Below are 23,353 nucleotides of genomic sequence, written 5' to 3' on the forward strand. Positions count from 1 at the left end.
CTGGCTTATGTTTACTTCTTTCGAAGTAATTACCTTACATTGTTCAGTTTTCAAAGATCAACTTTGTCATTCACAACGCTGTGTTGTGGCGACTAGATTATAATAACAGATTCACAATTTCGTGTCAACAGTTATTTTTAATCTTTTTAATTTTCTTAATTACTAAGCTGTAAGAAAATTAAAAGTGCTTGTGTCTCAAGCACTGAATGTATTATATGATATTTTTAAACATTTTGCAACCCCTTTCCCAATATTTTTTAATCAAGCATAACCACCGTATAGCTTGAGAAGAAATATATTGCTCGTTTCTAATGACACCACCAAGGAATGCCATCTTTGCGTAGAACGTTTTGCTATATCCTTATTACCTAAATGCCGAAATGCAGAAACGAGCAACATGTTCCTGAACAAGCATAACCACTGTATAGCTTGAGAAGGAATATGTTGCTCGTTTCCCTTTCACCAATCAAGCATTCTAGCAAAACAGAATAGCTTCATTAGAGACGATTTCGTGCATCTTTTTTATTGTTGGATTTCCAAATTGCCCACAAAGATGTAGCTACGCAAATGGATGAGTACGCACCACTGACGAAACCTACGATCATACATAAAGCAAAGTTCTTTGTTGTATCCCCACCAAAGAAGTACAAGGAACAACATGCAAATAATACTGTAGATAATGTATAACAAGAACGATGAATACTTTGATGGATACTTGCATTGGCAAGATCTGCAAATGTATCAGTACGCTTATGAGTATGTGTATTTTCACGAATACGGTCAAAGATTACGACAGATTCGTTCATGGAGTAACCAATAACCGTCAAAATCGCCGCCAAGAAGGATGAATCAATTTCTAAATGGAAGAAAGAGAATATCCCTAATACCATGATAAGGTCATGGAAGATAGCAGACAAACAAGACAAGGCTACACGATACTCAAATCGATATGTAATATATAGTGCTAGCGCTACGAAAGCGATGAGCAAATTAATCAATGCATGCTCTGTGACTTCAGAACCGATCACAGCACCTACAGATTCAATCCGTTTTACCGTACCTTCTGCTAAGTTTTTATTCAACGCCGCTACCACAGCTTGACTTTCACTAGCCTCAAGGTTACGAGTACGAATCATTACCGTTTTACCTTCTGATTCAGTAGCATCTGCACCAGATAATTGGATCACTGCATTTTCCAATTCAAAAGCTTTCAAATTTTCCCGTACAGCAGATACCTGCACTGGTTTACTAAATTCCACTTCTACAATGGTACCACCTGTAAAATCGATACCAAAGTTAAATCCATACATAAACATGGAAATGATACTTAGAATAACTGCAATGGAGGAGATACTAAACCACCAACGATGACGTTTTATTACATCAAATGTCATTTTTTCTTATCTCCTTTCTTAAATGCTTCAATCGTAACAGATGGAGATACGTTAGATCCATACCAGAATGGTCGGTTCGTAATTTGTGCCGCAATGAGCATATGCATCAAGGTACGACTCATAGATACAGCTGTAAACATGGATACGATAACACCTAATGCCAAGTTGATAGCGAAACCTTTTACAGGTCCACTACCAAGAACAATGAGGATCACCGCTGTAATCATAACGGATGTATTCGCATCAAAGATCGTATCAAAAGCACGGCGGAAACCAGATTCCATGGACATGCGCAATGTTTTACCTTCCACCACTTCTTCTTTGAACCGTTCAAAGATTAAGATGTTCGCGTCCACGGCAACCCCCATACTGAGGATAATACCAGCTACACCTGGCAAGGTCATGGTCGCATTCAAAGCATGCGGCCCTAAGATCGCTACCAAAATTAACACAAACACTAACAAAGCGATCGTCGCTACGAATCCAGATAATCTGTATAACACAAGCATAAATGCAATGATTAAAGCAATACCAACACCAAAAGCTACAACAGATTTATCTTTAGAGTCTTGCCCCAAGGTAGGACCAACGGTACGCACTTCCATAACTTCTACTTTTACAGGCAATGCACCAGAACGTAGTAAAATAGCTAAGCTTTTCGCTTCTTCCAAGTCACGGCTACCAGTAATACGAGCACTACCACCAGTAATTGGTTCGTTGACCACTGGATTTGTCAATTGCTCACCATCCAAATAAATGCCGATGTGACGACCAATATTAGCTGTTGTTAAAGCGCCGAATTTTTTCGCACCTTCATCTGTTAATTGGATATTAACGGATGCTTGTTTACCTTCTAATTGTTCTTTTGCATCTTTTAAGTCATTACCATCTAAATGGACTTTTCCATTTTCATCACGGAACTCAAGAACCGCCGTTTTACCAACTGTTTCGATGGCTTTTTGCGGATCTTTTTCACCAGGTAATTCGATAATGATACGTTTTTTACCTTCACGTTGAATGATAGGCTCAGTTAAACCCATTTCATTAATACGACGGCCTAAGATTTGAATAACCCGTTCTACTGCATCATCAGTAACCACGTTAGGTCCAGAATCTTGCGCTTCTAATACAATGTGAGTACCACCTTGTAAATCCAACCCTTGTTTAATGGAGTTAGCAAGTGGTCCAATGAGCCAAATAAATAGGCCTAAAATCACTGCTACTACGCCGAAAAAGCGTAAAGCTGCTTTTGTGTTCAATGGATTCCCTCCTATTCTTTATAACAATGGATACTCTCTGATGGTGTCACAATGGTATGCATCCACTCATCATGAGGTGCCATGGGTAACATTTCTTCTGAAATTTGATTATCCCAGGCTATACCGATTCGGTTCTCTACAGCAATCTGTTGTAAGTATCGGTCATAATATCCAGCCCCCATTCCCATGCGACCGCCTCTACGATCAAAGGCAAGACCAGGAACGAGAATACAATCCAATTGTGTTGGTTCTACGATATCATAGGGTTCGTTTGGAATACGGATTCCCAATATTCCCCTTGCGAGTGACTCTAAATCAGTAATCCGAACGCCTACCATCTCTGTTTTGGTCACGCACACAGGTACATAAACATGCTTCCCCTGCTCCAAGGCTTCTATAATGAAAGCATCAAGATTAGCTTCCTTGGGCATAGCCAAGTACGCCATGATATGCTCCGCATCAACCACTGTAGGCATAGCCCACAGTCGATCCGCCAATTGTGCCGACCACGTAGGAACCTCTTGGACTGGTACACTGCGACGGCGTTCTAAAAACGTTTTGCGCAATGCCGTCTTATCCATTACTTTTGTTCCTTTCCAAGAACTTGAGCTATGGCTGTACGAGCAAACTTCATTTCTACTTTTTCAGACACTTGTAACACTAATGTATCTTCTGTTAAGGAAACAATTTCGCCATAAATACCGCCAACAGTCAATACTTTTTGACCTTTTTTTAGACTGTTCAATAACACTTGACGTTGTTTTTGTTGTTTCTTTTGCGGACGATATAACAAGAAGTAGAAAATCACGACCATAATCAACAATGGTAAAATCGCTTGCCCTGTTTGTCCTTGGAAAAATTCTAAGAAATCCATAAGTCCTCCTATTTAGTAAAATACTGCCAGAACTCTTCGCGGAATGCTACAAAGCGATCCTCTAGGATAGCTTTACGCATTTGACGCATAAATTCTAGTAAGAAATATAAATTATGATACGACACCAATCGGAAAGCCAAAATTTCTTCTGCCTTATATAGATGTCGAATATAAGCTCTTGAATAGTTTTGGCACGCATAACAGCCACAACCTTCTTCAATCGGACCCCAGTCACGTATGAAAGAAGCATTGCGTAAATTCAATCGCCCTTTCCATGTCATGGCCATACCATTGCGGGCCACACGTGTTGGATATACGCAGTCAAACATATCGACACCACGAGCTACCCCTTCCACTAAACAGTCAGCAGTACCAACACCCATCAAATAACGAGCTTTATTGGCAGGCAACAATGGTGTTGTATATTCTAGTACTTCATACATCAAATCATGTGGTTCCCCTACCGAAAGGCCACCAATGCTATACCCTTCAAAGCCCATAGCCACTAACTCTTTGGCACTTCTTTCACGCAGGTCTTTGTACATGCCACCTTGGACGATACCGAACATACCTTGGTTCTTAGAACGACGTGCCTCTTGGCAACGTTCCGCCCAACGTGTGGTCCGTGCTGTCGATGCATCTGCATATCGATGATCCGCAGGATAAGGGATACATTCATCGAATGCCATCATAATGTCAGACCCTAATTGTTCCTGTACTTTCGTAGCCACTTCTGGAGATAAGAATTTTTTCGACCCATCTAGATGTGATCTGAAATTCACTCCTTCTTCGGTAATCTTGCGCAGCTTTCCTAAACTGAACACCTGGAACCCGCCACTATCGGTTAAGATGGCTTGGTCCCAGTTCATGAACTTGTGCAATCCGCCCGCTTCTTCCACTAGGTCAGCGCCTGGGCGCAAGAATAAATGATAGGTATTACTCAAAATCACTTGAGAACCCATCGCTTTCAGCTCCTCTGGGGCCAATGTTTTTACCGTTGCCTGTGTCCCTACGGGCATAAACATCGGTGTTTCATAGGTTCCATGAGGAGTATGCAATAACCCTGCCCGTGCACCTGTGTGGGGACATTGTTTTTGCAATTCATATCTAATCGCCATATACACACTCCTTTATTACTTCTGTATTATAACACAACTTTCAACTTATCGAATGAACATTGCGTCACCAAAGCTGAAAAATCTATATTTTTCACGTACCGCCTCTTCATAGGCCGCCAGACAATGCTCTCTGCCAGCTAAGGCGCTAATGAGCATGAGTAAGGTAGACTGTGGGAGATGAAAGTTAGTGATCAATGCATCTACCATCTTGTACTCATAGCCAGGATAAATAAAGATTTGAGTCCAATCGGATCCGCTCCTTACATGACCTACCTCGGTCGCTGCTGATTCTAAGGTACGCACTGATGTAGTTCCTACGGCAATCACTCTTCGACCTTCTGCTTTAGCACGATTCACCAATTCTGCAGTTTCTTCCGACACGTGATAGAACTCTTTATGCATATCATGGTCTTCAATGGATTCTGCCGACACAGGGCGGAATGTGCCTAGCCCTACATGCAATGTAACAAATCCAATTTGTACCCCTTTGCGCTGAATTTCATCCAATAATTCCGGTGTAAAATGTAAGCCTGCTGTGGGTGCTGCTGCGGATCCTTTTTCTTTGGCATATACCGTTTGGTATCTATCTTTGTCTTCTAGTTTTACATGGATATACGGAGGCAATGGCATTTCCCCAATATCATTAATAATCTCATCAAAATTACCGTTCGGCTTAAATTGAATCAGTCGACCGCCAAAATCTGTATGGTCTATAACCTCCGCCTCTAGATTAGGACCAAAGGATAAGAGTTGTCCCTTTAGACATTTTTTCCCTGGCTTTACCAGACACTCCCAAAGATGTTCTCCTTTGGGCGTTAACAGTAGCACTTCTACCTTACCACCTGTCCTTTTACGTTCTCCATACAAACGAGCAGGGATAACCTTAGTGTTATTAAAGATTAACACATCCCCTTCACATAGTTCATCTAGTATGGAGTGAAAGGATGCTTTATGGCATATCTCTCCACTTACCTTGTCCAAGGTCATCAATCGCGACGTATCCCGTGGTTCTACCGGATGTTGTGCAATGAGTTCCTCAGGTAAATCATAATTAAAATCAGATACTTTCATACTATTCCTCATTAATTGTACAGTTTCGTGAGTGCCGTACCTTGGTAATAATGTTGTAAAATTACTTTATAATAATCAGGCTGACTTGCCTCTTTTCGGCTAGCCATTTCCGCCGCTCCCCACTGTGAAAGTCCCAAACCATGTCCCCAACCATATCCATGAATTGTCACAGTCTGATTCGCTTTACTAAACGTATGGTTAGCTTTTACGGAAAACCCCTGAATCCGACTCGGCGGTGTTTGTCCTACATAAAAATCAAATAAGGTGGACTTTAAGCCAAATATCCCTTGCACCTGTTCTCCTGTAAGCGATATAGAACCCTTTTCACCTACAAATTTCATTGTTTTTACACGCCCTGAAACCCCTCGATCTTGTACTTTCATAGGTCGATCTGCCAATGGAGATAATTCAATTTTCTGTAAGTACCCTACCGATTTGCTAGCTGCTGCTAATTTTTGCTCTATACTTTGACGGCTAGTAATGACATTCCATACAGTTGTACCCTCATGATTCGAGTAATCTTGCACCCCTTTTAAGTAGGGCAAATCATTACCCCATAGGTTCACGCTATCCTCTGTATAGCCACCTCCATCGGAATGAAAAAGAGCATTAATCGGTTGGCCCTGATAAGTGAGAACCATGCCATGTGTACGCTTTACCGCTGTATTTGTGCTTACAAACTCACTACTTTTCCCTCCATATACTTGGTCAGCTGTAGTAGTTCCAATATCATACATACTATTTTGTTTGCTCTTCATCGAGTGCAAAGCATAGGTTCTAGCCGCCACTGCTTGCGCTTCTAGAGCCGCCGTAGGCCAACTAGGTACCACTTCTTCTGGGACTACCCCTTGTACATATTGTTCTAAGCCCAATACATTGAGTACACTCATGGATCCTGATGCATTACCATGCACAGTGATGGCTCCTCGATAGGTTTTACCTAACGTTTGTAATTCAGATCCATATCTACCTTGTACATTTTGAACGGTAATAGACGTATCAATACTATGTCCATTTATCTGTACTGAACCGCCTCCACTCGAAACTGTCACAGTCTGATTTTCTTTGATAGTTTGTACTTGATGTCCACGACTATCTAGAACAACCATAGGCATAGCGCTACTAATGGAAAAAGATTGTGATCGATGCCCTAGCAATACTCGTATCACCGGTTCTCCACTAGAACCTGATTCTCTTACTATATTAGCTACTGCTTGGGTAGCTCCTTTTTTATCTTTTTTATTAGACTCCGACACGGTCTGTTTTCCAGCATTCGATCCCTTCACCGTAGGTTTTTGAATCACTCGTTTTGGTACTGTTGGAGCTTTTCTTTCATTCGGTTTCACAAAAGTCGATTTCACTGTTGTACGTTTCGGCACTTCCTTTTGCGGTGCAGCCATCCCTATAAATGGCGTACTTCCCAATAGAGCGGCCATCACTGCTATCGCCACATAGCGATATCCTACCTGTCTCATGCATCCACCTTCCTAGGTATCCCCAAGTGGTCATAGGCAGCAGGAGTGACGATACGACCGCGATTTGTTCGTGCCAATAAGCCAAGTTGCATCAAATACGGTTCATACACATCTTCAACACTTTCACGTTCCTCACTCACTGAGGCTGCAATCGTGTCCACCCCTACAGGGCCACCATCAAATTTTTCAATAATAGTACATAAAATACGTCGGTCTATCCGATCTAAACCTAGCTTATCAATATCTAAACGCTGTAATGCCTGATCTGCAATTTCTTTTGTAATCACACCATCACCCAATACTTGCGCTACATCACGAACACGTTTCAATAAACGATTGGCAATACGAGGGGTTCCTCTAGAACGACGAGCGATTTCACTAGCCCCTTCTGGATCCATATGAATATCTAAAATATCAGCAGAACGGCTCACAATAAATTCTAGCTCATTTTGCTTGTAATATTCTAAACGGCTAATCACACCAAAGCGATCACGCAGCGGTGCCGCCAAAGATCCTGCTCGTGTTGTGGCACCAATTAGCGTGAATTTAGGCAATTCAATGCGCACCGATCTAGCACTCGGACCTTTACCAATAATGATATCTAAAGCATAATCTTCCATAGCAGAATATAGCACTTCTTCTACAGAGCGAGATAAACGATGGATTTCATCGATAAACAGTACATCTCCCGGTTGCAAATTGCTCAATAAAGCTGCCAAATCACCAGCTCGTTCTATGGCTGGTCCAGAGGTAACTCGGAAGTTTACGCCCAATTCATTAGCAACGATTCCTGCCAAGGTGGTTTTCCCTAACCCTGGAGGTCCATAGAGTAAAACATGGTCCAAGGTATCTCCTCGCAGCTTGGCCGCCTCAATAAAAATATGAAGATTCTCCTTTGCCTGTGTTTGTCCAATATATTCTTTTAAATAGCGAGGACGAAGACTAAATTGCCAATTGTCTTCCTCCCGTTCTTGCATGGTTACAATTCGATTTTCTTGATCCATTCTTATCGTCCTTTACCCAATGCCGCTAATACTTGTTTTAATAAGACTGGTACTTCTTGTGTTCCATCGTAAACTTCTTGGATTACTGGCTGCACCTCTTGTGCGCTATATCCTAATGCCATAAGTGCTTCTAGCACTTCTTCGGTAGCACCTACAGGCACTTGTTCTACTGGTGAAATTCTTCCCGTCGTCGCAAAAGTTCCTGCAATACCGAGGCTTTCAATTTTGTCTTTTAACTCTAGCACCAATCGCTCTGCTGATTTTTTACCAATACCAGGCAATTTCTGAAGACCTTTTGTATCACCACTAATGATGAGTCCTACAAAATGTTCTGGACTAATAGCTGATAAAATACCAAGACCTAATTTAGGCCCCACTCCTGATACGGAGATGAGCAGTAAAAATAACTCATAATCTTCCATCGTCAAAAAACCATATAGCTGAATGGCATCTTCACGAACATTAGTATACGTAAATAAACAAGTTTCCCCGCCTACCTGTAATTGACTTTGCACTGAACTAGGCACGTACACACGATACCCTACATCATGAACATTGACGTACACCGCATCCAGTAATCGATGGGTAACAATCCCTTTTATATATGCAATCATAAATTCCTCACAACTGTAAAATTTGCTTTAATGTATCCGTATGAGAACTATGGGCTGTACAGATAGCAATCGCCAAAGCATCAGCCGCATCATCGGGCTTAATTTTTTCACGAATCCCCAATAAGTTCATCGTCATATACGTGACCTGCTCTTTTGTAGCTTTCCCATAGCCCACCACAGATTGTTTCACTTGCAATGGTGTATATTCGTAAATTGGTAAGTCTTGTTGACTCGCCGCCAATAAGGTAACACCTCTCGCTTGTGCTACACCGATACCCGTCGTTACATTGCGGGCAAAGTACAATTTTTCTATACCAAACTTTTGAGGGCGAAATTCTTCTAAAATATCGCTTAGTTCATTAAATATAATTTCTAACCGGCTTGCTTCTGGCGTTTTCGCCTCTGTGGTTATCACTCCATAGGTAACAGGTTTTAAAGAGCTTCCTATGACATCAATGATACCATAGCCACAAATCGCATAGCCCGGATCTATTCCAATAATTCGCACGCTATAACCTCTGATTCCTTTTCATTGTTCTAATCATTTAATTATAGCAAATTTATAGAACATCTGCACCTATAGTATCCCTTTTTCTAATAAGCTTACATAGATACCATCACCAATAATGATATGATCTAACACAGGGATACCCATCACTTCCCCAGCTCTAGCAAAAATTTTAGTCACCCGTACATCATCACTACTCTCGGTAGGATCTCCTGATGGGTGGTTATGCATCAAAATAATAGCCGCCGCATTGGCATCGATAGCTTGACGGAATACTGCTCGTTGCTCCGCCGTACTACTAGTCAATCCTCCTTTAGAAATCAGAACAGGCTTAATCAATTTATTTTTTACCGTCAGTAATAAAACATAAAAATGTTCTTCTGTTTTATGACGGAGACGTTCCATCATGTAGTTAGCAGCCGCCTCCGGAGTGCTAAAATCTTCCCAATCTCGTTTCACTTTCATCTGTCCTAGACGTCTGCCCAGTTCGATAGCCGCACAAATAGTCACCGCCTTGTCTTGCCCAATGCCATCAATTTCTCGCAAAGCATCTACGGTAACATTGTTCAAGCCTCCTACCAATCCTTCCATGCGTTTCACCACTTCATGAGCCACTTCTAAGACGGTGGAACCTTTGCACCCTGTACGCAATAAAATGGCTAATAATTCTTCCAACTCTAACGCTTCCGCTCCTAAGGCAATAAATTTTTCTCGTGGCATTTGATATGATTGTAAATCCAACATAATTCCTCCAACATTTGAAAGTACATCCTTTAGCCCTATAAACGACAACACGCCACACTCCAAAGAGTGTGACGCATCACTATGTCCCCATCGTGGGCACTCATATATCTTTCTTTACTATGTATATTCGCTATAGATTTGAAAAGTCCTTTTATTTTCTTCAAACTTTATCCAAGTTCTCTCACAGATTCCACCTCAGTCGAAGTCTAATGATACCAATCAGCTTAGGGTAAACTCCCTTTCTAACCTATACTAAGAAAAGCTTATTCTTTCACATCCTCTGCACCCGCTTGACCTTGCCCATATACATTGGCTGCATAGATCGCAAAATCTTCTCCATGTTTGAAAGCATCTTCTCTTAGGTATGCATGAAAGACAACTTGGTCTTCTTTCACCTGTATCAAATTCGGTACATGCTGCGCTAAATCATCAAACAACTCTTGTTCTGCTTTTAATAACACACGGCCATGTTTTAACTTTTTCCCTTCTACCACTGAGTAAGCTAAGGCCCATACAGGGCGATCATCAGTGGACGATAATTTACGATATTTATAGCGAAATTTCAATGGGGGCATCATCGATTGTTTAAATTGGTAGACCCCGTTGATCATTGTATAAGGAATGATCATTCGTTTCTTTCCTAATAAGCCTACCTCATCAATGATGAGATCCGATTCGGTCAACCTAAATGTATAGGTCCCCACTGCCTGCGATACAAGGACAAATAGAATCATTCCTTCTATTAATATTTCCGCTAAGGCTATACTACCTAACTCCACATAGCGCCATACACTATATGCCAACGCACCCAATGCTATCACAATAAATACAGTAACTAATGCAATGCCAGCTTTGGATCGTTTCGATTGTTCTTGATATTGTATAGACATGATCTCATCCTTTCATCAACAGTATCATCATCCTACTGTTAGAATAACAACCGATGAAAGCATTTGTCAACAAAAAAAGAGCCCCTCATAGAGGGGACTCTTTCACAAGTAATCAAAGATTACCAGTTTTTCATCACTAATGGAGCTGTAATACGTTTTGTATCACGAGCGATCATGATTTCTTCATTTGTAGGGATTGCAAAGATTTTAACTTTGGAACCTTCTGCACTGATTTCCGCTTCTTTACCACGAACATTGTTGCGTTCAGGGTCAATACGAGTACCTAAGTATTCTAAACCATTGCAGATTGCATCACGGTTACCAATACCATTTTCACCGATACCAGCTGTGAATACGATAGCGTCAACGCCGCCCATAACAGCTACGTAAGCACCGATTGTAGCACGTACTTTGTAGTGGAACATATCCAATGCTAATTGCGCACGTTTATTGCCTTCTTCAGCAGCTTCTTCGATAACGCGGAAGTCATTAGATACACCAGAAATACCGAATACGCCAGATTTTTTATTCATGATAGCATCGATTTCATGGTATGTCATATCCCATTTTTCCATCAAGTAAGGCACGATAGCTGGGTCAATATCACCACAACGAGTACCCATGATCAAACCGGACAATGGAGTGAAACCCATGGAAGTATCGATAGAACGGCCACCTTTGATAGCTGTAACGGAAGAACCATTACCCAAGTGACAGGATACGATACGAAGGTCGGACATGTGTTTACCCATCAATTCAGCCACACGTTGTGCCACATATTTGTGGGAAGTACCATGGAAACCATAACGGCGAACACCTAAATCAGTGTATGCTTCGTATGGAAGACCATACAAGAACGCCTCAGCAGGCATTGTTTGATGGAATGCTGTATCAAATACACCAACTTGTGGTACATTTGGCATAATTTTTTGGCATGCTTCGATACCTTGGATGTTTGGAGGATTGTGAAGTGGAGCAATTTTCGCGCATTCTTCCAATGCCTCCATCACTGCAGGAGTAATCAATACGGAATCAGCGAATTTTTCAGCGCCATGTACTACACGATGACCTACAGCGTCGATTTCATCCATGGAACCAATCACGCCATGTTCTGGATCTACCAAAATATCCAATAAGACTTGTAACGCCACTTTGTGGTCAGCTACTGGTTCGATGCGTTCTAATTTGTCTGCATCTGGACGACGATGAGTGAAAATTGCATCATCGGAACCGATTTTTTCGAATTGACCTTTCGCCAATACAACTTCATGCTCCATATCAATTAATTGATACTTCAAGGAGGAGCTACCGCAGTTTACGACTAAAACGTTCATTACTTATCCCTCTTTCTTAGTAACTTGAATGTGCCCATTCACACGTTGATTGATATCTTCTCCTTGCAGAGATTGATCACTGTATGAATAGCGTATATTCCACAGTACACCTTTGTTGATGAAAGTATACTGAGTGAACCGAATTGTTTGCCCATTGGAACCCGCCGTCGTACTAGATTTAACGGCATTCACACCGTCTACTTGCACAGCTTCTTGAGTCCATTGTGCTTTAGCACCAGCTTGACCTAATTCTTTGGCCAATTCCTGTTGCGCTAATTTTGTGCCCTCTTCTAATGTTGGCAATGGTGCACCTGTAGAAGCTTGTGTAGCGCTTACATAGACACCATAATTTTTATCTAGTCCTGCATAGATGGTCAAAGGTTGTCCCTTTTCATTAGCTGTAATTCTATCCAACTGACCGAAGTCAAACGGAGAATCCACAATCACTTCAGATTGACCTACATTGATGACTTTCTGACCAAAACTATAGGTATCGATGGCTTGTTGACTACCACAGCCACCCAAGAACAACACCATCCCTAAACCAAGGGCTATGATATATTGTTTCATATACTTACCTCTAATAGACACAATTTCTACAGTCAATTATACCATTAATGTCACGTTTTTTTCCACCCCTTTTTATGACTTCTTTCATGTATTGTAACTCTTTTATATAGATTATAAAAACATATCTTGCTGTTCATTGTAAAATTGTTTAAGCTCTTTAACATTCATTTTACTTCATTCCTTTCTACATCTATAGTATATCACCTTTCCACCCAACCAGTTACCCTATGGGCAGCGTTTATGAAAGTTTTATCTCATGATATACTAATATACATAATAGGAGGTACTAGATTATGAACACCATAGGAATTATTGCAGAATATAATCCCTTTCACAAAGGGCATGCCCATCAATTACAAGAGCTTCGCCGTATATATCCTAACTCAACCTTGCTCGTTGTGATGAGTGGAGATTTCGTGCAACGGGGGACACCTGCCATATTTTCTAAATTTCACCGTGCTCAATGGGCTGTTATGGGTGGTGCTGATATCGTCTTTGAACTACCTTCTATGTTCGCCGTTAGTTCGGCAGAATATTTTGCATCCGGTGGTGTCAGATTATTACATGCCCTAGGGTGTGACGCTATCTCATTTGGTGCCAGCCATACAGATGTAGAGGAACTTGTATCCGTTGCAGAAACTCTAGACCATCCTAGTACACAAGAATCATTGCGCACACTCTTGACTCAAGGATACTCCTATGGTACAGCCTTACGCAAAGCAATCCAGCAGTATTATTCAGTAAGTACCTCAATGAATACCCATGATGTCTCAGGCAAAAACACATCTGATACCGTACTTTCACCAACAGAACAACAATCATCTAAAGACAGTGTATTAGAAAACTCAAACCATATGCGCATATTAGACACTGACCCTAACACTATCTTAGGCATTGAATACATACGTGCCTTACATCGCTATCACATCGAGTTAGACATCATTCCCGTGAAACGAACTAGTTCCCATCACAATCCCACCTTAGATGATTCGTTTCCATCTGGCACAGCCTTACGAAATGCTATTTATACATCCAAACAAACATCTTCCAGTCTATCCAGGTCTCACAACATACTACAAATGTCTGATACCTCTTACGCACCTTATGCCTCATTAGAAGACGATGCATCTATCTCGTTAGGTGAATTAGGAATCGACGCCTCTTCTTTAGAAGAAGACACTTTCAATTGGCATCACTACTTCCCCCCTATGGTAGCCCCTCTTGCCATAGACATCGTACAAGCTAACTATTATGCCAATCTAAACCGCTATTATGACATGATCCACCTCACTAGTCGTGTAGCAACAAAAGAAGGTTTGCAAACCTTACATGACATGAGCGACGGTTTAGAAGAGGCCTGGCTTACTGCGAGCACCCTTTCTTCTTGGGAACAAGCCCGTGAAAGTTTAAAATCAAGACGCTATACCTACGCCCGTCTCGATCGCATCGCTGCGTACAGTCTCTTCCGTCGCACTCAAGAGATGTTCCAAGAGTGCCACCGACAAGGACCTACCTATGGACGACTGCTAGCTTTCAACGACCGAGGTCGTCAATACTTAAAAGAAAAACATGCCTCCATTCCCATTGTGCAAAAGTGGGCCCCTTTCTGTCAGCAAGTAACTGGCATTACCAAAGTACTGTGCGAGCAAGATCAACTAGCAAGTCGACTATGGCGACTCACCGTAGATAATCCACGCTATCGTGACAGTCATTATGATTACACCACTAGTCCTATGTATGTGTAAGGTCTAATATAGTCTACATTTAGCTTTTTCATATATGTCCTTACTAAGGTTGTAAAGTAAACTAATTGATATACCTATTTTTATGCATAAAGAATATATCTTGGGGGATGACTTTTGCTCTCTCCCAAAATATATTATAGAACCCCAAATATACAAAAAGTCCCCTGTACTGAACGCATCATTGCACTCAGTACAAGGGACTTTTCTATTACAACCATTCTGGAGGGGCTACGATCATCTTACCACCTTCAATATCAATGGTTAATACCACCGTTTTCAAAGCTGGCAATAATAAATCAGGTTCCCCCTCTTTGGCTACCACGTAAACATCGTTCGCACCAGGCTGTAATACTTCTTTTACAATGCCTAAATCATTACCTTCTGTATCTTCTACGGCAAGGCCTTCGATTTCAAAGATATAATACCTATCTTCAGGCAATTCCACCAAATCTTGTCTTGGCACTTTTATTTCTTGTTTACCTAAACGCTCTACAGCGGTGCGATCAGGCAATTCTTTGAAAGTAGCCAATATAAACTGCTTATGAAACTTTGCAGATGTAATATGGTATGGTTGACCATTAATGTAGCACACATCCATTTTCATAAACCGTTCTGGAAAGTCTGTTCTCGGCAATATACGAACATCGCCCCGCACACCGTGCGGAGCGACGATCACACCGATGGTAATCAGTTCTTGAGTATCCATTATTTACGGAATGCCACAACTTTGCCATCTTCTAGCAAAATTTCAGACCCTAGAAGAGCATCTAAGTTATCACCGATTTTCACAGTAATAGTTTGCTCCATTTGGCCTTGGGCAATTTCAGAACCAATTTCAAGCTTTTCCGCTTCTTTCAAATGCTCTGCTACTTGAGCTTTGAAAGCTATACGTTGTTGCTTATCTTCCTCGATTTGTTGACGCAATTGGATTAAACCTTGTGCATCAATTTTTGCTTGTTCACTTAACAAACGTTTAGCTTGAAATTCGATTTGTTGCAAATCTTGGTCCGCCATATTCATTTGTTGTTGTAAATCAGCAATAATTTTGTTTTTTAAAGTGTCCGTAACCTTAGACTTAATTGCCACGGGTACGCGTAATGTCATTTCTTCCATGTTACCACCCTTTTAGACAATATCAACGGATATCTTCTTGTTCTCTTTAATAGCCGCTGCTTTAGCCACAGCGCGAATCGCTTTCGCAATCTTACCTTGCTTTCCGATTACTTTACCCATATCATCAGGAGCGACACGGATTTCATAGACTTCCACTTGATCGCGAACTTCCATAGTAACAGAAACGGCTTCAGGTTGCTTAACTAATGATTGAACAATTAATGTAATTAATTCTTGCATCACAGTACGCCTCTCTATTAATTATTTTTTAGCGTCAGCAAATTTTTGCATAACACCATGTTTTTTGAACAAGGAGCGAACAGTATCAGTAGGTTGTGCACCTTTACCCAACCATTCTAATGCTTTCTCTTCGTCAATATTAACGATTGCTGGGTTTTTAGTAGCATCGTATTGACCTACTGTATCAACTGGACGACCTTCGCGTGGAGCGCGGGAGTCAGCAACAACGATACGATAGAAAGGAGCTTTTTTAGCACCTAAACGAGTTAAACGGATTTTTAACATTCTTCTTTCACCTCCTTAAATAGAATATTATCCCATGAACGGTAATTTAGGGAACATACCCTTCTTACCTTTGCTCATAGACTGCATTTGCTTCATAAACTTGCGAGCATCCTCAAATTGTTTAATTAACTGATTCACTCGCTGTACTGTTGTACCAGAACCTGCCGCAATACGTTTGCGACGAGATCCATTCAATATATTAGGATTCGTACGTTCCGCCATAGTCATAGATTTGATGATAGCTTCAATTTGACGCACTTCTTTATTATCTAAGTCAAAGCCAGCTAACTGGTCTTTCAATTTACCCATACCAGGCAGCATACCCAAGATATTTTGCAAAGGCCCCAGTTTGCGAATTTGATTCATTTGTGCCAAGAAATCGTCTAGGGTAAAGCTATTTTTGGCCATCTTTTCAGCCATTTTTTTCGCTTCTTCTTCATCGATAGAACTTTGCACATTTTCAATCAATGTTTTGAAATCGCCTAAATCAAGAATACGAGATGCCATGCGATCCGGATGGAATACTTCTAAGCCGTCCATCTTTTCGCTAGTACCAGTAAATTTAATAGGTGTTCCTGTTACTGCTTTAATAGAAAGCGCTGCACCACCACGGGCATCACCATCCATTTTTGTTAGGATGACACCATCTAGGCCCAAGTAATTATTAAATGCTTCAGCTGTACCCACCGCATCTTGACCGATCATGGCATCTACCACTAGCAAGATTTCATGAGGTTTTACTTCAGCCTTGATATTAGCGAGTTCATCCATCAATGTTTCATCAATGGCTAAGCGGCCTGCTGTATCGATGATGACAATATCTTTGAACGAGCGTTTTGCCTCTTCAATACCAGCTTTAGCAATCTCAACTGGATTTGCACCCGGCGTTTCATTCGCAAATACAGGAACATCGATTTGAGCTCCCACTACTTGTAATTGTTTAATCGCTGCTGGGCGATACACATCGGCTGCTACTAGCATCGGATTCTTACCTTGTTTACGAAGGTGTACAGACAACTTACCAGCCGTAGTCGTTTTACCTGCCCCTTGCAAGCCTACCAACATAATGATAGTCGGTGCTTTCGGAGAAATCATGATGCGACTTTCCGTTCCACCTAATAACTCTGTCAATTCGTCATTCACAATTTTAATGACCGTTTGCGCAGGGTTCAAGGAACCAAATACTTCCTCACCCAAGGCTTTATCCTTGATACGGGCAATGAAATCTTTCGCTACTCCAAAGTTTACGTCAGCTTCTAACAAAGCAAACCGAACTTGTCGTAACGCTAGGTTAACATCTTCTTCAGAAATTTTACCTTTTCCTTTTAAGGATGCAAAGGCTTCTTGTAATTTATGTGTTAAATTTTCAAAAGCCATACTAGCCCTCCAATTGTGTTAATAATGATTGAATCGATTCAGATGTAATGGCAGTAGATACTAGCTCTTCTCTAATCTGTTTCACAATCTTTCGCCGTAGTAAATATTGTTCAATGAGGTGTAACTTTTGTTCATACCCCTCCATACTAGCCTTTGCTCGTTCAATATTATCATGAACAGCTTGCCTAGAGATATGCATTTCTTCTGCAATTTCACCTAGTGACATATCATCTTCATGATGTAAGGCATAACATTCTCGTTGTCGCTCCGTCAGCAAGGATCCATAAAAATCTAACAACAAACTAATTGTCATTCGTTCTTCCATGGTTCCTCCTTCTAAGCGTTTTGAAAGCATTATCTGTCAAGCAAAAAATATTTACACCCTATATTACCAATATTTACCTAACTTGTCAATAGTTGTAAAGTGAATTGCCTTTACACACAAAATAATCTATACCACAACATCTTATAATATTTTGTACTGCATCGCGTCTTATGGTAACTCATTTTTTATATTCTGTTTCCAATTTTCCGGTATACATGTTTCACCTATTCCTCAACAGGTACTGTAATTTTAGATAAATAGTCTTCACGTTTTGTCTCTGTCCAATAATTCCGTACTGGTTCTATATATACAGAACCTGCAATTTGTAATCCCTCATAAGACAAATAACTACTTACTTTATCGTACATCCACTGAGCCTGTTCTTCATAAAGACCTGTATAAAACATTTCTAGATACATCCCTCTAGGACGAGTAACAATCTCCATGTCTCCTTCATAATCAAACCCTACATCTGTACAATAATGGCTGTACTTGATGATATCTCCCTGTTCATAGTCTTCTCCATCGATAGCCATACCAATTTGAATGGCTTTAAAAGGCACTTCCTCTATAAGTCTAGCTTGATGTTCTAACAAAGTAAATAACTTTTTCTTCCCTGTTTCTGTTGCATCATACGGGGTTAGTGCATAGAAAGATTCTTCTTTCATACCAAAGAACAATCGATTTTGAGGTATTTTTAAATATCGCTCTAAGTTAAATAAGGTTCTCTCTAAATTCATTTTATTCGTATATAAATCGTTAATCTCCCGATCAAAGCCATAGCGTGCATCTTCTAATAAGGTTTTCAACATATGTGGACCTCGATGTTCCACATAATCTTGAATATCTTTCAAGGATAGATTTAGTTTTTTTAGGGTCAGAATAATCTCTAATCGATAGCATTCTTCTAATGTATAATAGCGGTATCCATTCTCTTCTATTTTTGCAGGAGGAAACAATCCTAATTTTTCATAATATAAGATCGTTTGTTTTGATATGACATAAATCTTTGACACATCTCCAATCGTCATATAAATATTTCGCATCTATACTATCCTTTCTACTGTATTTCCGACAGGTCTTTAAGTTTTCTAACCGGTTTACTACATTTAACACCTCTAACACCTGTAATGCCTGTAATGCCTTTTATACTCATGTTCCTTATAATACATTTACAAGATTTGCCATATCTGTATTATCTGTAATCTTTATAATACTTCTATTCTTTCATTTCGTGTAATATATAAGTTTTTTGTTAAAACTAAACTATAAGTATATAGTTTTAACTACACCTATACTATAGCATAACTATGGGCTTTTTAACATATTAACTTTCATTCATGTATTTTTTATATTATTAAATTAATTCTCATAAAAAAGTCTAGTCCAGAGCCCTTCAAGTTCTATAAACCTTATACTATCAATGGTTAATGACAGATATGAAAATTTTTAAAAATAATTCTTTTTATTTATTGACTCCACCACAACCATATACTTTATTATAATAACAGAGGACGGGTACTAACTGTACAGGAGTTCTCAATGAGCAAGTTAATAAGTATAAACTATATTGTAAAAAGGAGGCTATTCCTATGGCATGTGGACACAAAGGTCGCGAATTTTACGCGAACGATCCAGAAAAATTAGCACGCTACGATATGGCAATGCGTCATATTGAAGCAGCTCGTGAAGAAGGTCAATCTTCCGAGGAAATCCATGCTATGTTCAACCGCATTATGAGCGGCAACACAGCTGGTAAATGTAAGCACAAAAAAGGTTGATTCAAATACGTACGCCCATACTATTAGAATATACCCCAGCCTTTGAGTGAAATAGATAGGACAAAGTCCGAAACAAAACCCCAACTCTTCTTCCCTTGAGTTGGGGTTCTATTTTTGTGTTAAAACTATTACTGACCACTCTTATATACATAATTCCAGCATTTTGTATAACAATCATAAAAAGGACTATAGCAAATCGTACCTAGATCGTATTTGTTATAGTCCTTTTCTATTGTATATCATACGGTGAATGTTCATGTAAGTCCTATTACATAACTATTCCAACACCATGATGAACATCTCCGGATCATCATATAGGCCGATGATTACACTTTTGCACGTTTTAATCGCAATGCATTGCTCACCACCGTAACAGAGCTAAATGCCATGGCGGTTCCGGCAATGATAGGGCTCAAATACCCTATGGCTGCCAATGGAATACCAATGCAGTTAAAGATCAATGCCCAGAATAAATTTTGTTTAATATTTGTCATCGTTTTACGACTAATCGTCACGGCTTGTACTAAGGTGCGCAAATCATTTCGCACTAATACGATATCCGCCGCCTCAATGGCTACGTCCGTACCATGACCGATACCAAATCCAATATCTGCTAGCGCTAAAGCTGGCGCATCATTGATACCATCTCCCACCATGCCAACGGATTTTCCTTGGTTTTGTAATGTGGCGATGGTATTTGCTTTGTCTTGCGGCAATACCTCAGCTACCACGTGGGTGATTCCTGCTTGCGATGCCACATAGTTTGCTGTGCGCGCATTATCGCCTGTCACCATCCATACATCTATGCCTTGCTCTTGTAAAGCCTTTACAACCTCAGGCGTTTCTGGACGTAATGTGTCCGCCACAGCCCAAATACCATGTACTGCGCCGTCTACTAGCAAGATAGATACGGAGTTGCCTTGTTCTTCCAAGCTGTGAATCTCTGCTTGCCATGGCGTGATATCAACACCTAGTTCTTGCATCCAGCGAGTATGACCAACCCGAATCAATTTATCCGCTATACGTCCTTCCAATCCTTTTCCTGGAATATCTTGGAAGTCTTTCACGATCATTTGTGGCACGCCTTTGCTAGCACCGTATTTAGCAATGGCTTGTGCAATAGGGTGAGTAGAACCTTTTTCAAGATTCACTGTGAAAGCTAAGTTATACATTTCATCACCTGCTGTATATATCACTTTCGTAACAGATAGCTTTCCTTCCGTTAAAGTCCCAGTTTTATCCATGATGATGGCATTGATATGACCTGCTTTTTCTAAAAATTCTGCGCTTTTAATAAGCACACCATGTTCTGCCCCAAGGCCTGAACCTACCATGATGGATGTGGGTGTCGCCAAGCCCAAGGCGCACGGGCAGGCAATTACAAGCACAGCTGTGCCATATAATAAAGCCTCTCCTACCGTAGATCCTAATACAAAATACCAAATAATCATGGTAAGAATGGCAATACCGATAACTACCGGCACAAAATAGGATGCTACCACATCCGCGATACGCTGAATGCTCGCTTTAGATGCTTGTGCTTGTTCCACTACTTTGATGATTTGGGATAACATAGTTTCCTCCCCAATAGCAGTGGCTTTCATAATAAATGTGCCCGACATGTTAACTGTGGCGCCTATGACTTGACTAGACTGACCTTTTTCTACAGGTACGCTTTCACCTGTCAACATAGCTTCATCCACTGTGGAATGACCTTCTAAAATAATTCCATCTACTGGCACTTTTTCGCCGGCCCGTACTTGGATTTTGTCACCTAGGACAATCTCCTTCGTAGGAATGTCCATCCACTCCCCATTGCGTTCCACATGGGCCACGCTAGGTTGTAATGCCACTAATTTTTGAATAGCCTCAGACGTACGACCCTTAGCGATATCCTCTAATAATTTACCTAGCAAAATAAATGTAATAAGCCACGCAGAGGTTTCAAAATAGAGATCATGCTTCCCTACCGCCATTTGGTAAATACTAAATCCATATGCTACAGAAGTCCCCAATGCTACTAGTACATCCATAGTAAGTGTACCACTCCGAATCGCCGCAAAAGCACCCGTGTAAAAAATCCAACCTGTACCAAATTGAGCGATCGTAGCTAAGACTAATTCAATTTCATGAGATAACATCGGCCAATGCCATAGATAGTGTCCCACCATGGATACCATCATAGGGATAGACATGAGCGCTGCTACGCCTAGTCGTATATATTGTTTTTTATGGGATGGCGGTTCTACCATCACGCCTTCATCCGTAGCCACATGCGCACCAAAGCCTATTTTTTCAATGGCTGCGATGACTTCTGTAGCACCTATTGTGCTATCTTCTGTATACGTTACGGTTCCTTTATTGGTGAGCAAATTGACTTTCACATCTTCTACACCATCTAATTTGCTAACTGCTTTTTCTACACGCCCTACGCAAGCAGCGCAGTGCATGCCAATAATAGAAAATTCTTCTTTATGCATACTTCCTCCTCATGCTATATGCTTCTATGTGAAAGATACCTATATTTATTACTATGAATATATTAACATATATCCAACCTTTTTCATAGTATATACCCTATACAAATTTAACAGTATATTTCTTATACAAATCTTGCAGTATGTGGCTTACACCGATTTGATGGCTATCGATTGTCTAACCCACCGTGTTTACACAAACTACTGTCTCTAGTCTATGTTACACTGTCCAAACATACAGGCCTGACACTCTATATTTCATATAGCAACAGTGTTCCACTAACTTGTGTTATACTATAAGTATTCAACGATTGTAAACTCATTTTTATTATTCTTATTCAGGAGTTCCTATGTCAGACATTCCACAATCTTATATCACTCTAGCCAATGAATTTAGAACTGAATATATCATAGAAAAGTCACGTTTCATTTCCTCTATTGCTCCTGTTACTACTGAAGCAGAAGCACAAGCTTTCATCCAACGTATATCCAAAGAATTTTGGGATGCTACTCACAACTGTACAGCTTATGCCATTGGTCCTCGCCAAGAACAACAGCGTTCCTCTGACAATGGGGAGCCATCTGGTACAGCCGGAAAGCCAATGTTAGAAGTGTTAAAAAAGACGGGGATCACCAATGTGGCTGTCGTAGTGACTCGTTATTTTGGTGGCATTAAATTAGGTGCAGGGGGACTCATTCGTGCCTACTCTCATAGTGCAGCCAAGGCTGTCCAAGAAGGGCCTAAACTACTCATTGCACCACGTCAAATTGTAACTATCTCCATAGATTATTCTAACTTTGGAGCCATAGAACGCCAACTACAAACTCTAGAGCTTCACTATACAGCATCGTTTACAGATCTAGTATCTATTGAAATCTATGTAGAACCAGAAGCTGTGACTTCCTTAGAAACAGATTTGACCAACCTAACTGGGGGCAATCTAACTTGGCAATTGCAAGAAGTTCGCATGGTAGAATTACCATATGTTGCTGATATAGCTGAAAACTGATGTTTAAATGTCACATATATGCAATTGGTAATAGAATAGTAGAGTTACTGCAGTCCATCTCCTCTCTCAGCACATCAATCAGTTATGTAATAGACTAATAAAATTTCTGTTCCAACTCTGATGAACAAATGATATGGGATTTTCC

Annotated in this window: 25 protein-coding genes; 3 read left to right on the forward strand and 22 right to left on the reverse strand. The window is 40.5% G+C overall.

Features of this window, described 5'->3' with window-relative positions; translation table 11 throughout:
• Nucleotides 1–497: 497 nt before the first annotated feature.
• The 14 genes from secF to EO121_RS03705 form a co-directional block, all read right to left on the reverse strand.
• Complete coding sequence (secF, locus tag EO121_RS03640) at nucleotides 498–1,394, reverse strand: protein translocase subunit SecF (protein ID WP_127161207.1); 897 nt, start codon at nucleotides 1,392–1,394, stop codon at nucleotides 498–500.
• On the reverse strand, nucleotides 1,391–2,653 hold the full coding sequence (gene secD, locus EO121_RS03645; protein ID WP_127068220.1) for a protein translocase subunit SecD: 1,263 nt from the start codon (nucleotides 2,651–2,653) through the stop codon (nucleotides 1,391–1,393). Before secD ends, secF begins: the two co-directional genes overlap by 4 nt.
• Before the next feature lie 11 nt (nucleotides 2,654–2,664).
• Nucleotides 2,665–3,234 carry a 5-formyltetrahydrofolate cyclo-ligase gene (locus EO121_RS03650; protein ID WP_127166113.1) on the reverse strand — a complete coding sequence of 190 codons (570 nt, stop codon included), beginning with the start codon at nucleotides 3,232–3,234 and terminating at the stop codon, nucleotides 2,665–2,667.
• Complete coding sequence (gene yajC, locus EO121_RS03655) at nucleotides 3,234–3,527, reverse strand: preprotein translocase subunit YajC (RefSeq protein ID WP_009353379.1); 294 nt, start codon at nucleotides 3,525–3,527, stop codon at nucleotides 3,234–3,236. The genes EO121_RS03650 and yajC overlap by 1 nt, the downstream gene beginning before the upstream one ends.
• An 8-nt stretch (nucleotides 3,528–3,535) precedes the next feature.
• Nucleotides 3,536–4,645 (reverse strand): tRNA guanosine(34) transglycosylase Tgt, encoded by a 1,110-nt coding sequence (gene tgt / locus EO121_RS03660; RefSeq protein WP_127166115.1) that lies wholly within the window; start codon nucleotides 4,643–4,645, stop codon nucleotides 3,536–3,538.
• Between the two features lie 45 nt (nucleotides 4,646–4,690).
• A complete protein-coding gene (queA, locus tag EO121_RS03665; RefSeq protein WP_127166117.1) occupies nucleotides 4,691–5,716 on the reverse strand; it encodes a tRNA preQ1(34) S-adenosylmethionine ribosyltransferase-isomerase QueA in 1,026 nt (341 codons plus the stop codon).
• Nucleotides 5,717–5,727: 11 nt separating this feature from the next.
• Complete coding sequence (locus EO121_RS03670; RefSeq protein WP_240629386.1) at nucleotides 5,728–7,191, reverse strand: SpoIID/LytB domain-containing protein; 1,464 nt, start codon at nucleotides 7,189–7,191, stop codon at nucleotides 5,728–5,730.
• Nucleotides 7,188–8,195, reverse strand: a complete 1,008-nt coding sequence (gene ruvB / locus EO121_RS03675) for a Holliday junction branch migration DNA helicase RuvB (RefSeq protein ID WP_127166119.1) — start codon at nucleotides 8,193–8,195, stop codon at nucleotides 7,188–7,190. Before ruvB ends, EO121_RS03670 begins: the two co-directional genes overlap by 4 nt.
• Nucleotides 8,196–8,197: 2 nt before the next feature.
• On the reverse strand, nucleotides 8,198–8,809 hold the full coding sequence (ruvA, locus tag EO121_RS03680; RefSeq protein WP_127166121.1) for a Holliday junction branch migration protein RuvA: 612 nt from the start codon (nucleotides 8,807–8,809) through the stop codon (nucleotides 8,198–8,200).
• A 7-nt stretch (nucleotides 8,810–8,816) separates the two neighbouring features.
• Entirely contained in the window at nucleotides 8,817–9,317 is a 501-nt protein-coding gene (ruvC, locus tag EO121_RS03685; RefSeq protein ID WP_009353415.1) for a crossover junction endodeoxyribonuclease RuvC, read from the reverse strand.
• Nucleotides 9,318–9,386: 69 nt separating this feature from the next.
• On the reverse strand, nucleotides 9,387–10,061 hold the full coding sequence (radC, locus tag EO121_RS03690) for a DNA repair protein RadC (protein WP_127161202.1): 675 nt from the start codon (nucleotides 10,059–10,061) through the stop codon (nucleotides 9,387–9,389).
• 263 nt (nucleotides 10,062–10,324) lie between these two features.
• Nucleotides 10,325–10,951, reverse strand: a complete 627-nt coding sequence (locus EO121_RS03695; protein ID WP_127166123.1) for a hypothetical protein — start codon at nucleotides 10,949–10,951, stop codon at nucleotides 10,325–10,327.
• Between the two features lie 119 nt (nucleotides 10,952–11,070).
• Nucleotides 11,071–12,285: an acetate/propionate family kinase gene (locus EO121_RS03700; protein WP_062401717.1), complete on the reverse strand. Its 1,215-nt coding sequence runs from the start codon at nucleotides 12,283–12,285 to the stop codon at nucleotides 11,071–11,073.
• A 3-nt stretch (nucleotides 12,286–12,288) separates the two neighbouring features.
• Nucleotides 12,289–12,855, reverse strand: a complete 567-nt coding sequence (locus EO121_RS03705) for a hypothetical protein (RefSeq protein WP_127161200.1) — start codon at nucleotides 12,853–12,855, stop codon at nucleotides 12,289–12,291.
• Nucleotides 12,856–13,148: 293 nt separating this feature from the next.
• On the opposite strand from EO121_RS03705, the gene EO121_RS03710 reads away from it, so the two are divergent.
• A complete protein-coding gene (locus tag EO121_RS03710; protein WP_127166125.1) occupies nucleotides 13,149–14,600 on the forward strand; it encodes a nucleotidyltransferase family protein in 1,452 nt (483 codons plus the stop codon).
• Between the two features lie 208 nt (nucleotides 14,601–14,808).
• Here the strand turns inward: EO121_RS03710 and rimM are convergent, their stop codons facing one another.
• The 7 genes from rimM to EO121_RS03745 form a co-directional block, all read right to left on the reverse strand.
• The gene (gene rimM / locus EO121_RS03715; RefSeq protein ID WP_127166127.1) at nucleotides 14,809–15,306 is read right to left on the reverse strand and encodes a ribosome maturation factor RimM; all 498 of its coding nucleotides are present in this window, start codon (nucleotides 15,304–15,306) and stop codon (nucleotides 14,809–14,811) included.
• A complete protein-coding gene (locus EO121_RS03720; RefSeq protein ID WP_127068203.1) occupies nucleotides 15,306–15,713 on the reverse strand; it encodes a YlqD family protein in 408 nt (135 codons plus the stop codon). Before EO121_RS03720 ends, rimM begins: the two co-directional genes overlap by 1 nt.
• Before the next feature lie 12 nt (nucleotides 15,714–15,725).
• Nucleotides 15,726–15,953 (reverse strand): KH domain-containing protein, encoded by a 228-nt coding sequence (locus tag EO121_RS03725; RefSeq protein ID WP_009353402.1) that lies wholly within the window; start codon nucleotides 15,951–15,953, stop codon nucleotides 15,726–15,728.
• Between the two features lie 21 nt (nucleotides 15,954–15,974).
• Nucleotides 15,975–16,238 (reverse strand): 30S ribosomal protein S16, encoded by a 264-nt coding sequence (gene rpsP, locus EO121_RS03730; protein ID WP_009353289.1) that lies wholly within the window; start codon nucleotides 16,236–16,238, stop codon nucleotides 15,975–15,977.
• Nucleotides 16,239–16,265: 27 nt separating this feature from the next.
• Nucleotides 16,266–17,615 carry a signal recognition particle protein gene (gene ffh, locus EO121_RS03735; RefSeq protein WP_127166129.1) on the reverse strand — a complete coding sequence of 450 codons (1,350 nt, stop codon included), beginning with the start codon at nucleotides 17,613–17,615 and terminating at the stop codon, nucleotides 16,266–16,268.
• 1 nt (nucleotide 17,616) lies between these two features.
• On the reverse strand, nucleotides 17,617–17,940 hold the full coding sequence (gene ylxM, locus EO121_RS03740; RefSeq protein ID WP_127166131.1) for a YlxM family DNA-binding protein: 324 nt from the start codon (nucleotides 17,938–17,940) through the stop codon (nucleotides 17,617–17,619).
• Between the two features lie 224 nt (nucleotides 17,941–18,164).
• Entirely contained in the window at nucleotides 18,165–18,986 is an 822-nt protein-coding gene (locus EO121_RS03745) for a MerR family transcriptional regulator (protein ID WP_127166133.1), read from the reverse strand.
• A 546-nt stretch (nucleotides 18,987–19,532) separates the two neighbouring features.
• On the opposite strand from EO121_RS03745, the gene EO121_RS03750 reads away from it, so the two are divergent.
• The gene (locus tag EO121_RS03750; RefSeq protein WP_009353434.1) at nucleotides 19,533–19,721 is read left to right on the forward strand and encodes a hypothetical protein; all 189 of its coding nucleotides are present in this window, start codon (nucleotides 19,533–19,535) and stop codon (nucleotides 19,719–19,721) included.
• Between the two features lie 326 nt (nucleotides 19,722–20,047).
• Here EO121_RS03750 and EO121_RS03755 read toward each other — a convergent pair whose 3' ends face one another.
• Nucleotides 20,048–22,201, reverse strand: a complete 2,154-nt coding sequence (locus EO121_RS03755; protein ID WP_127166135.1) for a cation-translocating P-type ATPase — start codon at nucleotides 22,199–22,201, stop codon at nucleotides 20,048–20,050.
• A 347-nt stretch (nucleotides 22,202–22,548) separates the two neighbouring features.
• On the opposite strand from EO121_RS03755, the gene EO121_RS03760 reads away from it, so the two are divergent.
• The gene (locus EO121_RS03760; RefSeq protein WP_127166137.1) at nucleotides 22,549–23,208 is read left to right on the forward strand and encodes a YigZ family protein; all 660 of its coding nucleotides are present in this window, start codon (nucleotides 22,549–22,551) and stop codon (nucleotides 23,206–23,208) included.
• The last annotated feature ends 145 nt before the right edge of the window (nucleotides 23,209–23,353 follow it).

It is taken from the genome of Veillonella sp. CHU732 (assembly GCF_003992085.1).
In the GTDB taxonomy this organism is placed as follows: Bacteria; Bacillota; Negativicutes; order Veillonellales; family Veillonellaceae; genus F0422.